This window comes from Streptomyces sp. NPDC017095 (genome assembly GCF_044332325.1).
Lineage (GTDB): Bacteria > Actinomycetota > Actinomycetes > Streptomycetales > Streptomycetaceae > Streptomyces.
Genome location: NZ_JBIROU010000005.1, coordinates 59,100 through 72,571 on the forward strand (window position 1 = coordinate 59,100; position 13,472 = coordinate 72,571).

The 13,472-nt window shown below is 72.5% G+C and carries 9 protein-coding genes; 4 read left to right on the plus strand and 5 right to left on the minus strand.

Annotation, left to right across the window (positions count from 1 at the left end; translation table 11 throughout):
* Positions 1–40: 40 nt before the first annotated feature.
* The gene (locus ACH4OA_RS11705; protein WP_397968800.1) at positions 41–1,789 is read right to left on the minus strand and encodes a glycoside hydrolase family 6 protein; all 1,749 of its coding nucleotides are present in this window, start codon (positions 1,787–1,789) and stop codon (positions 41–43) included.
* Positions 1,786–2,262: a hypothetical protein gene (locus tag ACH4OA_RS11710; RefSeq protein WP_397968802.1), complete on the minus strand. Its 477-nt coding sequence runs from the start codon at positions 2,260–2,262 to the stop codon at positions 1,786–1,788. The genes ACH4OA_RS11705 and ACH4OA_RS11710 overlap by 4 nt, the downstream gene beginning before the upstream one ends.
* A gap of 316 nt (positions 2,263–2,578) precedes the next feature.
* Between ACH4OA_RS11710 and ACH4OA_RS11715 the strand changes: the two genes are divergently transcribed.
* A complete protein-coding gene (locus ACH4OA_RS11715) occupies positions 2,579–5,491 on the plus strand; it encodes a glycoside hydrolase family 48 protein (protein ID WP_397938629.1) in 2,913 nt (970 codons plus the stop codon).
* Positions 5,492–5,560: 69 nt separating this feature from the next.
* On the plus strand, positions 5,561–8,233 hold the full coding sequence (locus tag ACH4OA_RS11720) for a cellulose binding domain-containing protein (protein WP_397968803.1): 2,673 nt from the start codon (positions 5,561–5,563) through the stop codon (positions 8,231–8,233).
* Positions 8,234–8,421: 188 nt separating this feature from the next.
* Here ACH4OA_RS11720 and ACH4OA_RS11725 read toward each other — a convergent pair whose 3' ends face one another.
* From ACH4OA_RS11725 to ACH4OA_RS11735, 3 genes are read right to left on the minus strand one after another with little or no spacing between them, the layout of a single operon-like run.
* A complete protein-coding gene (locus ACH4OA_RS11725; protein ID WP_397968804.1) occupies positions 8,422–10,326 on the minus strand; it encodes a rhamnogalacturonan lyase in 1,905 nt (634 codons plus the stop codon).
* 37 nt (positions 10,327–10,363) lie between these two features.
* Positions 10,364–11,149, minus strand: coding sequence for a class I SAM-dependent methyltransferase (locus tag ACH4OA_RS11730; RefSeq protein WP_397968806.1), 786 nt, complete (start codon positions 11,147–11,149; stop codon positions 10,364–10,366).
* 5 nt (positions 11,150–11,154) lie between these two features.
* Positions 11,155–11,460: a 4a-hydroxytetrahydrobiopterin dehydratase gene (locus ACH4OA_RS11735; protein ID WP_365875402.1), complete on the minus strand. Its 306-nt coding sequence runs from the start codon at positions 11,458–11,460 to the stop codon at positions 11,155–11,157.
* Between the two features lie 173 nt (positions 11,461–11,633).
* Between ACH4OA_RS11735 and ACH4OA_RS11740 the strand changes: the two genes are divergently transcribed.
* Positions 11,634–12,473 carry a helix-turn-helix domain-containing protein gene (locus ACH4OA_RS11740; RefSeq protein WP_397968808.1) on the plus strand — a complete coding sequence of 280 codons (840 nt, stop codon included), beginning with the start codon at positions 11,634–11,636 and terminating at the stop codon, positions 12,471–12,473.
* Positions 12,474–12,572: 99 nt separating this feature from the next.
* Positions 12,573–13,436: a helix-turn-helix domain-containing protein gene (locus tag ACH4OA_RS11745; RefSeq protein WP_397938643.1), complete on the plus strand. Its 864-nt coding sequence runs from the start codon at positions 12,573–12,575 to the stop codon at positions 13,434–13,436.
* The last annotated feature ends 36 nt before the right edge of the window (positions 13,437–13,472 follow it).

The window sequence follows — 13,472 nt, forward strand, 5'->3', positions numbered from 1 at the left end:
GGGGCCCGGGGGACGGACGGGCCCCGGCGGAGTCACCGCGTCAGGACAGCGGCGGGTTGGCGTTCTGCAGCAGCTGCTGGAACTGGGCGGAGAACCAGTGCCCGGCCAGCGGCGAGTTGGGCAGCGCGCCCGTGGGGTTGTTGCCGTTGCGCGCGTTGCCGCCGTAGGTCGGGTCGCACATCCGGTCGAAGCCCTTGCCCTCGTCGTTGCTGACGGCGGAGCTGGCTCCGTCGGACTCCCCCGGCGGCTTGGCCCACACGTAGGCGTCTATGCCGGCCGCGGGGGCCGCGGTCGGGCGTTCGCCGAGTCCGGCACCGGACTGGTTGCACCAGTTGCCGACGTGGATGCGGCGGTCGATGCGGCCTCCGTCGACATAGGCGTCGACGGAGGTCAGCGGGCCGGCGCCGGAGGGCCGGGCGGAGCCGCCCCAGCCGTTGCGGGAGGTGTCGATCAGCATGCCGATACCGGAGTTGAACCCGGCCGAGACCAGCTTGTCCCGCAGGCCCTGGGCGTACGACTGCTCGTCCACGTACTGGTTCCAGTCGACCCACTTCGACTGGCGGACGGTCTGGCCGTTGACGCTGTCGGTGACCTTGAAGTAAGGCTCCTTGGTCGGGCTGTAGTTGGCCGTGTTGACGATGAAGCCGGCCACGTCGTTCACGCTGGCGCCGTTGGTCGTGGCGACCTTGTAGAACTCCTGGGCGGACGGGCCGAGGTTGGTGTCCCAGCCGAGCCAGCCGTGGTGGCCGGCGTCGATGTAGTTGTAGACGTTGGAGAGGTTGCCCAGCTTGTCCAGGGCGTAGCTGACGCCCTTCTCGTAGTTGCCGTTGGCCTTCATGGTCACGCAGGCGTCGGTGGTGGTGTTGGTGCCGCCGGCGTTGGTGACCAGGTTGGGCAGCGAGTCGGGCTCGATGAGGGCGGAGATGCGCAGGCCCGCGTACTTGGCGTCGGACAGGATCGAGGCGATCGCGTCGATGTACTGCGTCTTGTACTTGTCGAGGTCCGTCGGGCCGAGTTCGCCGTTGGAGGCGAGGGCGGCGCAGTCACGGCCGGGGAGGTCGTAGATGACCAGCTGGACGACGAGCTGGCCGGAGCCCTTCTGCTTCAGGGCCTCGTCCAGGTGGGCGCGCAGCCCCATGCCGCCGTTGACGCCGTTGATGGTGGCGATGCGGTCCAGCCACACGAAGGTCGGCTGGCTGGAGACGCGGCTGCCGCCCGGCTCGGCGGCGGCCAGCTTCGACCACTCCGGGTTCACGTACACCTTGGCCCCGGAGTACGGGTTGTCGACGCGGCCGGCGCTGCCTCCGCCGGTGTCGCCGCCGCCACCGCCGCCGCCGGTGTCACCGCCCCCGCCGGTGTCGCCGCCGCCGCTGTCGACGTTGCAGGTGACGCCGTCGAGGGTGAAGGTGGCGGGCAGGGCGTTGGTGCCGCTGTAGCTGCCCTGGAAGCCGAAGCTGACCGTGCCGCCGGTGGCCAGCGAGCCGTTGTAGCCCTCGTTGGCCGCGGTGACCGCGGTGCCGCTCTGGGTCAGCTTGGCGTTCCAGCCGCTGGTGATCTTCTGATTGCCGGCGTACGACCACTTCAGCGACCAACTCGACTTGGCCGCCGCGTTGTTGGTGAGGGTGACGGCGGCGGTGAAGCCGGTGTCCCACTGGTTCTGCACCTTGTAGTCGACGGTGCAGGGGACGGCTGCCGCCGCCGCGGACGCCGGCTGCATGCCGAGCGCCGTCCCGGAGGCCCCGGCGACCAGCGCCAGGGCGGCGAGCAGTGATGTTCTGGTACGACTCATGAGTGCGGGTTTCCTTCGGTGTGCTGTAGGGATCTACGGGTGGACGGCACGCGGGTGGTCGAGCGGCCCGGCGCCGTACGGGTGGGTGTGCCGTCGTCGGACAGGTGCCGCCGTCGCGCCGGCGGGTCCGGACCGCCGCGGCGGCGGACCTTGGCCGCGGCGCTGTGAGGGGCGCCCGCGTACGCGGGGGTGAGGCCGGACGGGCCCGGCCGGCACTCCTCGTGCGGCGGGACACGGACCGCGTCCGCCTTCCGGCCGGCGATCGCCTCGACCGGCGCGCCGCCGGCCCGGCCGTCCCGGAGGGCATGGCCCTGCGCGCAACGGAACGCGCCGCCGGAACGGTGCACACCGAGCGGCCGGCGGGTGGCGCCGGCGGTGCCGGACGGGAACCACTCGGTGTTCCGGCTCCGGGTGCTCTCCTGGCCGTCGGTGAGGTCGAGGGTGGCCGGGACCGCCGGGACGACCGTGCTCACGAGGAGCGCGACCGCGTCGGCGGCGGCTAAAAGTACTGAACGCGGGGGGTGTCGCATGAGCGAGTCCTTGCAGTTTGGCGCGCCGTGACCGACGCGTCGACTGAACGGAACCGCTCCCACTGGTGCGAAGGAAGTTAGCGCCAAGTGACCGGAAAGCCCAGGGCTGTTGCGCGACTTTTCTCGAACGGCCCTGTCGAATCTTTTCGACTCTTCAAGCATCTTGACCACTCCTTGCCCCGTCCGCACTATGGGAGCGCTCCCACTGGTTCAAGCCTTGACTTCTCCCCGAGCCGACGCCGCAAGGAGGAACCAGCACATGGATCCCGGACGCAGACGCAGAACGGTGCGTCGCCTGTGGACCGCGGTGGCCGCCGCGTTCGCCCTGCCCCTGTCGATGCTCGCCACGGGCACGGAGGCCGCGCACGCGGCCGCCGTCCAGTGCAGCGTCGACTACAAGACCAACGACTGGGGTTCCGGCTTCACCGCCGACCTCACGCTCACCAACCGCGGTACGGACGCCATCAACGGATGGACGCTGACGTACGCCTACGCGGGCAACCAGAAACTGACCAGCGGCTGGAACGGCACCTGGTCCCAGTCCGGGCAGACGGTCACCGCGAAGAACGCGTCGTACAACGGCACCATCGCCGCGGGCGCCGCCGTCACCACCGGCGCCCAGTTCACCTACAGCGGCGCCAACACCGCCCCCACGTCCTTCGCGGTCAACGGCACGACCTGCGCCGGCGCCCACCAGCCGCCGGTGACCGTGCTGACCAGCCCGAGCGCGGGCGCGGTGTACACGCAAGGGGCCGCGGTACCGCTCGCGGCGACCGCCGCCGCGGCCGACAACGCGACCATCGCCAAGGTGGAGTTCTACGACGACACCACGCTGCTGGGCACGGACACCAGCGCGCCGTACGCGCTCTCGGCCTCCAGTTTGACCGTGGGCAGTCATTCCCTGGTGGCGAAGGCGTACGACAGCCTGGGCGCGTCCGCCGCCTCCACCCCGGTGGGCATCACCGTCGCCTCCGGTCCCGCCGTGGTCGCCTCGCCGGCCCAACTGGGCGTGCAGCAGGGCAAGTCCGGCACGTTCGCGGTGAAGCTGTCCACGCAGCCGAGCGCGAACGTGACGGTGAGCACGGCCCGCACGGACGGCAACACCGGTCTGTCCGTGACCGGCGGGGCCTCGCTGACCTTCACCCCGGCGAACTGGAACACCGCGCAGAACGTGACCGTCACGGCCGATTCCGCCGGCACCGGCAGCGCGACCTTCACCGCGTCGGCCACCGGCCACGCCAAGGCGACGGTCACGGTCACCGAGCTGCCCGCGGCGAAGGCGTACGACGCCCGGTTCCTGGACCTGTACGGGAAGATCACCAACCCGGCGAACGGCTACTTCTCCCCCGAGGGCATCCCGTACCACTCGGTGGAGACGCTGATCGTCGAGGCCCCGGACCAGGGCCACGAGACCACGTCCGAGGCGTACAGCTACCTGCTGTGGCTCCAGGCGATGTACGGCAAGGTCACCGGCGACTGGTCGAAGTTCAACGGCGCCTGGGAGATCATGGAGAAGTACATGATCCCCACCCACGCCGACCAGCCGACGAACTCCTTCTACAACGCCTCCAAGCCGGCCACCTACGCGCCCGAGTACGACACCCCGAACGAGTACCCGGCGAAGCTGGACACCTCGGTGTCGGTCGGCCCGGACCCGATCGCGGGCGAGCTGAAGAGCGCGTACGGCACGGACGACGTCTACGGCATGCACTGGATCCAGGACGTGGACAACGTCTACGGCTTCGGCAACGAGCCGGGCAAGTGCGAGGCCGGCCCGACGGCCACCGGACCGTCGTACATCAACACCTTCCAGCGCGGCCCGCAGGAGTCCGTCTGGGAGACGGTCCCGCAGCCCACCTGTGACGCCTTCAAGTACGGCGGCAAGAACGGCTACCTGGACCTGTTCACCGGCGACAGCTCCTACGCCAAGCAGTGGAAGTACACGGACGCCCCGGACGCGGACTCGCGCGCGGTGCAGGCCGCCTACTGGGCGGACGTGTGGGCCAAGCAGCAGGGCAAGAGCGGCGAGGTGTCCGCGACGGTCGCCAAGGCCGCGAAGATGGGCGACTACCTGCGGTACGCGATGTACGACAAGTACTTCAAGAAGATCGGCAACTGCGCCAGCCCGTCCTGCCCGGCCGGCACCGGCAAGGACGCCTCGCACTACCTGCTGTCCTGGTACTACGCCTGGGGCGGCGCCACCGACACCTCCGCCGGCTGGGCCTGGCGGATCGGCTCCAGCCACGTCCACGGCGGCTACCAGAACCCGCTGGCCGCCTACGCGCTCAGCTCCGTCGCCGACCTGAAGCCCAAGTCGGCCACGGGCGCCGCCGACTGGAGCAAGTCGCTCCAGCGGCAACTGGAGTTCTACCAGTGGCTCCAGTCCTCCGAGGGCGGCATCGCGGGCGGTGCGACCAACAGCTGGGCCGGGCGCTACGCCGCCCCGCCGGCCGGCACCTCCACCTTCTACGGGATGTACTACGACGAGGCGCCCGTCTACCACGACCCGCCGTCCAACCAGTGGTTCGGCTTCCAGGCGTGGTCGATGGAGCGCGTCGCCGAGTACTACCAGCAGACCGGGAACGCCACGGCGAAGGCGGTCCTGGACAAGTGGGTGAAGTGGGCGCTGTCCAAGACCACGGTCAACCCGGACGGCACCTACCGCATCCCCTCCACCCTCAAGTGGTCGGGCCAGCCCGACACCTGGAACGCGTCGAGCCCCGGCGCCAACACCGGACTGCACGTCACCGTCGCCGACTACACCGACGACGTCGGCGTGGCCGCCGCGTACGCCAAGACCCTGTCGTACTACGCCGCCAAGTCCGGTGACGCGACCGCCAAGTCCACCGCGAAGGCGCTGCTGGACGGCATGTGGGACCACTACCAGGACAGCCTCGGCATCGCCGTCCCGGAGACCCGCACCGACTACAGCCGGTTCAACGACAGCGTGTACGTGCCGAGCGGCTGGACCGGCACCATGCCGAACGGTGACGCGATCAGCTCCTCGTCCACGTTCTCCTCGCTGCGGTCCTTCTACAAGAGCGACCCGAACTGGTCGAAGATCGAGGCCTACCTCAAGGGCGGGGCCGCGCCGGTCTTCACGTACCACCGCTTCTGGGCCCAGGCCGACATCGCCCTGGCCATGGGCTCGTACGCCGAACTCCTCGAATAGTCCGGCACCTTCTTTCCGGGCGGCCCCCGTTCCCACCGGGGGCCGCCCCCTCTTGCGAGAGGACTCCCCATGCGCTCCCCCCGCATCCTCACCGCCGTGCTGCTCCTCGCCGCCGGCCTGCTGTCCGGCACCCCGCCCGCGCTGGCCGCGCCCGCCGCCGGCGCCACCGCCGCGGCGGACACCTACACCTGGCACAACGCCCGGATCGACGGCGGCGGTTTCGTCCCCGGGATCGTGTTCAACCGCTCCGAGAAGAATCTGGTCTACGCCCGCACCGACATCGGCGGCGCCTACCGCTGGCAGGAGCCGGCCAAGACCTGGACCCCGCTGCTGGACTCGGTCGGCTGGAACGACTGGGGCCACACCTCGGTGGTGAGCCTCGCCTCCGACCCGGTCGACCCGGACAACGTGTACGCGGCCGTCGGGACGTACACCAACAGCTGGGACCCGGGCGACGGCGCGGTGCTGCGCTCGGCGGACCGGGGCACGACCTGGCACGCGGCCGACCTGCCGTTCAAGCTGGGCGGCAACATGCCCGGCCGGGGCATGGGCGAGCGGCTGGCGATCGACCCGAACAAGAACAGCGTGCTGTACCTGGGCGCGCCCAGCGGCAAGGGCCTGTGGCGCTCGACGGACTCCGGCGTGACCTGGTCGCAGGTCACCGCCTTCCCGAACCCCGGCGACTACCGGCAGGACCCCACCGATCCGACGGGCTACGCGAGCGACAACCAGGGCGTCGTCTGGGTCACCTTCGACGAGTCGACGGGCACCTCCGGGACCGCGACGAAGACGGTCTACGCCGGGGTCGCGGACAAGGACAACGCGGTCTACCGCTCGACGGACGCCGGCGCCACCTGGTCCCGGCTGGCGGGCCAGCCCACGGGATACCTGGCGCACAAGGGAGTCCTGGACGCCCACAACGGTTTCCTGTACCTCGCCTACAGCGACACGGGCGGACCGTACGACGGCGGCAAGGGGAGGCTGTGGCGGTACGCGACGGCCACCGGCACCTGGACCGACATCAGCCCGGCCGCGGAGGCGGACACCTCCTACGGCTTCAGCGGGCTGACGGTCGACCGCCGGCACCCGTCCACCCTCATGGCCACCGCCTACAGCTCCTGGTGGCCGGACACCCAGCTCTTCCGGTCCACCGACAGCGGCGCCACCTGGACCAGGGCGTGGGACTACACCTCGTACCCGGAGCGCTCGAACCGGTACACCATGGACGTCTCCTCCTCGCCGTGGCTGACCTTCGGCGCGCACCCGTCCCCGCCCGAGCAGTCACCGAAGCTGGGCTGGATGACGGAGGCCCTGGAGATCGACCCGTTCGACTCCTCCCGGATGATGTACGGCACGGGCGCCACCCTCTACGGCACCGAGAACCTCGGCGAGTGGGACAGCGGCGGGAAGTTCACCGTCAAGCCCATGGCGCGCGGCCTGGAGGAGACGGCGGTGAACGACCTCGCGGCACCGCCCTCCGGCGACGCCCGGCTGTTCAGCGCCCTCGGCGACATCGGCGGCTTCCGGCACACGGACCTGACCGCCGTGCCGTCCCTGATGTACACCTCACCGGCCTTCACCACGACCACCAGCCTGGACTTCGCCGAGACCGACCCGGGCACGGTGGTCCGCGTGGGCGACCTGGACTCCGGCCCGCACATCGCGTTCTCCACGGACAACGGCGCCCACTGGTTCGCGGGCACGGACCCGCCCGGTGTCTCCGGCGGCGGCACGGTGGCGGCGGCCGCGGACGGCAGCCGGTTCGTCTGGAGCCCGGCCGGCACCGGCGTGCGGTACACGACGGGCTTCGGCACGTCCTGGGCCCAGTCGGCCGGCCTCCCGGCCGGCGCGGTCGTCGAGTCGGACCGCGTCGACCCGAAGACCTTCTACGGCTTCAAGTCCGGGACGTTCTACGTCAGTACGGACGGCGGCGCCACCTTCACCGCCTCCGCGGCCGCCGGCCTGCCGGGCGGCGACAGCGTGCGCTTCAAGGCACTGCCCGGCGCCCGGGGTGACGTGTGGCTGGCGGGCGGGGCGACGGACGGCGCGTACGGCCTGTGGCACTCCACGGACGGCGGCGCGCGCTTCACCAGGCTGGCGAACGTGGAGCAGGCCGACACGATCGGCTTCGGCAAGGCCGCGCCGGGAGCCTCGTACCAGACGCTGTACACCAGCGCGAGGATCGGCGGGGTGCGCGGGATCTTCCGCTCCACGGACCAGGGCGCGTCCTGGACCCGGGTCAACGACGACGCCCACCAGTGGGGCTGGACCGGCGCGGCGATCACCGGTGACCCGCGGGTGTACGGCCGGGTGTACGTGTCGACGAACGGCAGGGGCGTCGTCTACGGCGACCCGTCCGGCACCGGCGACACCGGTGGCGGTGGCGGTGGCGGTGGCGGTGGCACGGACCCGGCGCCGGCGGGCGCCTGCACCGTCAGCTACCAGATCACCGGCCAGTGGCAGGACGGGTTCCAGGCGGACGTCCGGCTGACCGACACCGGCCCGGCGGCCTGGACCGGCTGGTCCCTCGGCTGGTCCTTCGCGGACGGCCAGCGGATCACCCAGCTCTGGAACGCCGGCTACACACAGTCGGGTCCGGCGGTCACGGTGACCCCCGCGTCCTGGAACGGCACGGTGGCGGCGGGCTCCTCGGTGGCCTTCGGGTTCACGGCGAGCCGGTCGGCCACGAACACCCGGCCGCCGTCCTTCACGCTGGGCGGCACGGTCTGCACGGTCACCTGACCGGCCGGGCGGGGGCTCCGGTGCGGACCGCCGCGTCCGACTCGGAGCCGGGGCTCCCTCGCCCTCGCCGGTGGCGCCCACCGGTACCGAGGCCGCCACCACGGCGACGACCTCGGTGCGGGACCCGCCCGGCGGTGCGGGCGGCCCGGGGTGACGGAATCGTGTCCCGTGTGTCCGGCGTCACCGCCTCACGGCGTGGAGACGGCGGGCCGGGGCGGGGTGGCCATTCCGGCACCGAGGAAGAAGCCGGGGTGCGGCGGCTGGTTGTACGCGGTGTTCTGCCAGGCGAGAGCCGTGCGGTACGGGGAGTCGTGCAGCAGGGTGGTGAGGCGGACCGTGGTGTCGTAGGGCGTGGAGTAGATCCGCAGGGCCGTGTTGTCCGTCGTCGGCCAGACCACCTCCTCGCGCCAGTCGCCGAGGATGTCGCCGGACAGCGCCGGGGTCGCCTTCGTGCCGTTGTCCGAGTGGACCCCGGAGCCGGTCAGCAGCCGGGTGTCGGACGCGGTGCCGTACTTGTCGACGTGGGTGCCGTCGAGGAGTTCGCGGACCGGGTCGCCGTCCCACCAGAGCAGGAAGTTGGCGCTGGACGGCTTGCGCGCGGCGACGACCGTGCCCTTCGGGCCGCGCAGGCCGCTCTCCGCCGACGACCAGGACTCGGCGCCCGCGCTGCCCGCCCAGACGTCGTCCGAGACGCCCCGGCCGTTGTCGCCGTTGGGCGCGGTGGACCACAGCACCTGGCCGGTCCTCGCGTCCGCCATCCAGGACGAGGGCTTGGCGGAGTCCTCGTCCACCTTGAACTCCTCCAGACCCGGCCGGGACGGGTCCAGATCGCCGACGTGCATCGCGTCGCCGTGGCCGTTGCGCGTCGTCCACAGGGCGCCGCCGTCGTCGTCCACGGCCATCGAGCCGTACACGATCTCGTCCCGGCCGTCGCCGTCGACGTCGGCGACCGAGAGCTGGTGGTTGCCCTGGCCGTCGTAGCCCTTGCCGCTGTTGGTGGAGGAGCTGGTGTCGAAGGTCCAGCGACGGGTGAACCGGCCGTCCCGCCAGTCCCAGGCGGCGATGACCGTCCGGGTGTAGTAGCCGCGCGCCTCGATCAGGGACGGGCGGCTGCCGTCGAGGTAGGCGGTGCCGGCCAGGAAGCGGTCGACGCGGTTGCCGTAGGAGTCGCCCCAGGAGGAGACGGTGCCACGGGCCGGCACATAGTCGACGGACTGCATCGCCCGGCCGGTCCGGCCGTCGAACATGGTCAGGTACTCGGGGCCGGACAGGACGTATCCGCTGCCGTTGCGGTGGTCGGCCGCGGCGTCGCCGAGCACCGCCCCGGTGCCGTCCACCGTGCCGTCGGCCGTCTTGGCGGCGATCTCGGCCCGGCCGTCGCCGTCGTAGTCGTACACCTGGAACTGGGTGTAGTGCGCGCCGGAGCGGATGTTGCGGCCCAGGTCGATCCGCCACAGCCGGGTGCCGTCCAGCCGGACGCCGTCCAGGTAGGTGTCGCCGGTGTAGCCGGACTGGGAGTTGTCCTTGGCGTTGGTGGGCTGCCACTTGAGGACGAACTCCAGTTGTCCGTCGCCGTCCAGGTCGCCGACGGAGGCGTCGTTCGCCTCGTAGGTGTACGCCGTCTTGTCCGGGGTGGTGCCGCCGGCGGGCGGGGTGATCGGGACGTCCTTGTAGCCGGTGCGGAACTGGAGCGCGTGCCCGGAGTCCGGCTGCTCCACTCCGTTCACGACGGCGCGGACCGTGTAGTCGGCCTGGGCGGGGGCGCCGGCGTGGAAGTAGGTGGTGGAGGAGGTGACCGGGCTGGAGTTGACCTTCGTGCCGGCGCGGTAGACGTTGAAGGCCACCTGGTCCGGGTCGGTGGCCAGCCAGCGCCAGCTCAGCAGGTTGCCGCTGTCGGTGTGCACGCTGACCAGGCCGCGGTCCAGCTTCTCCAACTGCCGGGCGGTGGCCGCCCGGGCGGTGGTGGCGGACAGTCCGGTCAGGCCGGCGGCGGCCAGGGCGGCGGCGGCGACCGCGGCGGTCAGGCCGGCGATCCGGCGGCGGCGCCGCGGGCGGGGGCTCGGGGGCGGGGCAGGCGGGTGCGGGTGCTGCATCTGACGTTCCTCCCGGGGGAGTCGGACAGGTCGTCCGTCAGTCGCCGCCGGCGGCCGGTGGGTTGCCGGGTGTCCCGCCCGGTCCCGGTTTCCGGAAGGCGCGCACGCTGAAGCGCGGGTCGGCGCGGGGGCGGCCCTGGTCGGGGAGCCGGGCCAGGCGCGCGGCGAACTCCTCGGTGCGCGGCTCGCCGGGCGGCAGCAGGGTGAACCAGCCCCTGCGCAGGTCGGCGATGGTGCTCCGGGGGCTGCGGCCCTGCCCGGGGCTGCGGAAGGAGCCCGCGCCGGCGGGCCGCAGCCCGTGCCGGGCCGCGTGGGCGGCGACGGTGCCGGGGGCGTCGGCCGGGGGCCGGTGCGGGCGGCCGGCGAGGACGGCGTCTATGTCGCTGCCGACGTTGTGCGCGGCGGCCTTGTCGACGGTGGTGACGTACACCCCGCCGGGGCGCAGCACCCGGGCGCACTCGGCGACGACCGCGTCCAGGTCCCCGGGGTCGAACAGCAGGTGCAGCAGCCAGATGGTGGTGACCGCGTCGAACGTGCCGTCCGGGAAGGGCAGTCGGCGGCCGTCGGCCCGGACGATCGCGCCGGGCAGCCGCGCCGCCGCCCGGCCGGCCATGGCCGGGGTGAGGTCGGCGCCGGTCACCCGCAGCCCGGGGCGCGCGGCGGCGAGCCGCCGGGTGACGATCCCGGTGCCGCAGGCGACGTCGAGGAGGCGGCCCGGCCCGGGCGGGACCAGCCCGAGGACGGCCCGTGCGGCGGCTTCGGCGCGGGCCTCTCCCCCGCGGGAGGCGTCGTACCTCCCGGCTTCCTGCTCGTAGTCCAGCACATCGCTCAGTGTGCCCCGTGGCTCGGCGCGATGTCCTCCACTTCGCGGGCGAGGGCGAAGTCCTTCGCGGTGAGGGCGCCGCCCGCGCTGTGGGTGTGCACGCCGAGCGAGACGCTCCGGTAGCCGAGGGTCAGTTCGGAGTGGTGGTCCAGCGCGTCCTGGACGGCGGCGATGTGCATCACCAGCGCGGCGGCGGCGACGTGCGAGCCGAGCCGGTAGGTCCGGCTGAGCCGGCCGTCCCGCACCGACCAGCCGGGCAGCCCGGCCAGCCCGTCCTCGATCTCCTGCTGCGACAGCGGTCCGACGGCCATGGCGTTGGGCTCCCTTCGCTACGGGTCCCGTGCGGGGCGAGGCGGGCACGGGCGGATACAGGCTCACCCTGCCACGCCCCCACCGGACACGCCGGACCGACGCGGACCGGCGCACCGGGTGTTCCGGCCGGCGGCTCGTCGGGGGGTGGTGGGGCTCGGCTAGGGTCGGGCGTATGCCCCTTGCCGTCTCTCCTCCCGCCGGCACCGCTTCCGGCACCGCCTCCGCCGCCGGGCGCGGGGTCGGGCCGTTGCTGCGTGCCTGGCGTGAGCGGCGCCGGATCTCCCAGTTGGAGCTGGCCCTGCGCGCCGGCTCCTCCGCGCGGCACATCAGCTTCGTCGAGACCGGGCGGTCCCGGCCCAGCGAGGAACTGGTGCTGCGGCTCGCCGAGCGGCTGGACGTGCCGGTGCGCGAGCGCAACGCCCTGCTGCTGGCCGCCGGTTACGCGCCGCGCTATCCGGAGACCCCGCTGGACGACCCGGCACTGGACGCGCTGCGCGACGGGCTGGAGCGGCTGCTGCGGGGCTACGAGCCGTACCCGGCGCTGGTGGTCGACGCCGGTTACACGGTCGTCGCCGCCAACCGGGGCATCGCCCTGCTGCTGGAGGGCGTCCCGGAGAAGCTGCTCGGCCCGGCGCCGAACGCGATGCGGCTGACGCTGCACCCGGAGGGGCTGGCACCGCGCATCCGCAATCTGCGGGAGTGGCGCGGCCATCTGCTGGCCCAGATGGAGCGGGAGATCGCCCTGCACCGCTCGGACCGGCTGCGCGCCCTGTACGAGGAGGTGGCGGCCTACCCGGTGCCCGAGGAGCCGCCCGCCGCCGAACCGGCCGCGCCGGTGCCGTACTTCGCGCTGCCGCTGCGGATCGAGCACGCCGGGCGGACCCTGTCGTTCGTGTCCTCGATCTCCACCTTCAACACGCCGATGGACGTCACGGTCGCGGAACTCGCCGTCGAGACCTTCCTGCCGGCCGATCCGGCGACCGCGAAGTACCTGCACACGCTGGCCGGTTGAGCCCGTCCGACGATCAGTTGCCTCGGGCACATGTGCGACACGGCCCGCGCGTGACAGACTGCTGCCCGCGTACGTCGGCGCGTAGGGGAGGGCGTGGCGGTGAGTGAGCGGCGGGCTGCGCCCACCGTGGGCCAGGTGGTGCTCGGCAAGCGGTTGCAGGAGCTGCGGGAGGCCGCGGGGCTCGGCCGCGAGGAGGCCGCCCGGGTCCTCAGGGTGGCGTCGGCGACCGTACGGCGGATGGAGATGGCCGAGGTCGCGCTGAAGATCCCCTACGTGCAGGTGCTGCTGACCGCCTACGGGGTGGCCGGTGAGGAGGCCGACGCCTTCGTGCGGCTGGCCGAGGAGGCGAACCAGCCGGGGTGGTGGCAGCGGTTCCACGACGTGCTGCCGGACTGGTTCAGCCTGTACGTCAGCCTGGAGGGCGCGGCCCGGATCATCCGCTCCTACGAACCGCACTTCGTGCCCGGCCTGCTCCAGACCGAGGAGTACGCGCGCGCGGTGATGGAGGCGGGCACCGTCGGGCAGTCCTCGCCCCAGGCGGTGGACCGGCATGTGTCGCTGCGCATGGAACGGCAGCGGCTGCTGGAGCGGGAGGACCCGCCCCACCTGTGGGTGATCATGGACGAGACCGTGCTCAGGCGCCCGGTGAGCACCCGGCCGCGGGTGCTCAGGGACCAGGTGGACCGGCTGCTGGAGTACGCCGAGCGGGACCGGGTGACGCTCCAGATAGCCGAGTTCGCGGCGGGCCCGCACCCGGGGACGTACGCGCCGTTCACGCTGTTCCGGTTCGCCGAGCCGGAGCTGCCGGACATGGTGTTCACCGAGTACCTGACCGGCGCGCTCTACCTGGACTCGCGCCGGGAGGTCGCCGCGCACCTGGAGGTGCTGGACCACATGACGGCCCGCGCCGCGTCCGCCCGGCGCACCCTGAGGCTGCTGCGGGAGCACCGCGCCCGCCTGTGAGCACCGGCCCCGGCGTGACCCGTACGGGTCTGCGGA